We start from the raw sequence: 1481 nt of genomic DNA, 5'->3' as shown, positions 1-1481 counted from the left end.
GCCCACGTGTTTCGAGCAGCGGAATCACCCGGTGCCAGTACCACGAGTCCGATCCGGCACCGGGTAGCAATACGAAGGTCGCCATGTGTCCTCCTACCCACCGTCCGTTGCTTCCCCGTCCGGCGAGTCGGGGACCTCGGCCTTCTCTGCGCCTGCGGTACGCACGAGACGGTCGAGCTCCTCGGCGCCCGGTAGGTCTTCAGGTGCCACGGTCCGGCCGGTCCGCACGTAATGGAAGGCGGCGCGCACCTTGTCGAGCCGCACCTCGGCGGGGCGGCCGGTGATCCGGGAGGTTCGGGCAGCCATCAGCTGCGCCCACGCCAGCCGATACGCGGCCAGCTGCAACCCGACCGATGCGAGCTTCTCGACATCCGGTTCGGCACCGGTCTTCCAGTCGATCACCGTCCATCCCCCATCCGTATCCTCGAACACCGCGTCGATGCGGCCCCGGATCATCGTCCCCGCCAACGACGTTTCGAACGGCACCTCCACCTCCACCGGGTTCCGCGCCGCCCACTGCGAGCGGAGGAACGCTTCCTGCAACCGGTCGAAGTCGGATTCGTCGCCGCCCTCGTCGTCGGCGCCGGGCAGTTCGTCGAGGTCGAGTAGTCGCGTGGCACCGAATCGTCGTTCGAGCCACGCGTGGAACGCAGTCCCGCGGCGCGCGAGCGGGTTCGGCCGGAACGGAAGCGGCCGCCGCAGACGCGCGGCGAGCGCATCGGGGTCGGTGGCCAGATCGACGAGCTGACTGACGGACAACTGCGCCGGCAACATCACCTCGGCACCGTGTTCGGCGCGCTGCTCGCGTTCGGCCAACAGTGCGTCGACGTCGGCCGCCCACTCGTCGGGATCGTCCTCGTAATTCGCGGGTGGGTCGGGTTCGCCGCCGTCGAGCGCGGCCAGCACCAGCGCAGCGCCACGCTCGACGGCGGGACGGCGCGCACCGAGCGGATCGCCCGGCCAGGTGGCGCTGCGCGGGGTTTCCGTCATCGGATTCGGTGTGCCCGCCTCCGGCGCGGGCGCCCATTCGTCGATCGTCCCGAGTTCGGGCCGGGCGCCTACCAACTCGTGCAATTCGGTGAGGAACGGTGACGGCCCCTTCGGCTCGGAACCCGAGTCGGCCCAGTGATGCCCGGAGACGAACAGCGCCCGCTCGGTGCGGGTGAGGGCGACGTAGAACAACCTGCGATCTTCGTCGAGCTTGCGGTCCTTCAGGGCCCCCTTGTGCAGGTCGATCCGGTTCTCGAGCATCTTGCGGTCGTAGATGTCGTCGAGTTCGAGAACCGGGACCCCGTCGGTGCTGCCGCCGGTTTGCTCGCCCGGCAACGCGCGGTCGCCACGCAGCTGTGGCGGCAGCTCGGCCACCGATCCGAGCCATGTCGCTGCGCCGGTGGTCGAGGGAAAGACACCGGAGCTGACGTGCGGCACCGCGACAACCTGCCACTCGAGCCCCTTCGCCGAGTGCACGGTGAGTACCTGAA

The 1481-nt window shown here is 69.4% G+C and carries 1 protein-coding gene and 1 pseudogene; both read right to left on the bottom strand.

Translation table 11 applies throughout. From position 1 onward, the window contains the following. Positions 1-85 (bottom strand): annotated as a pseudogene (locus Q8814_RS26080) (alpha/beta hydrolase); the annotation flags it as partial. An 8-nt stretch (positions 86-93) separates the two neighbouring features. Continuing rightward, the coding region (locus Q8814_RS26075) for a PD-(D/E)XK nuclease family protein (protein ID WP_330154820.1) at positions 94-1481 on the bottom strand (1388 nt) is incomplete at its 5' end.

Origin of the sequence: Rhodococcus chondri (assembly GCF_036327435.1) — a bacterium.
Lineage (GTDB): Bacteria > Actinomycetota > Actinomycetes > Mycobacteriales > Mycobacteriaceae > Rhodococcus > Rhodococcus chondri.
This window is presented reverse-complemented; position numbering and strand designations above follow the sequence as displayed.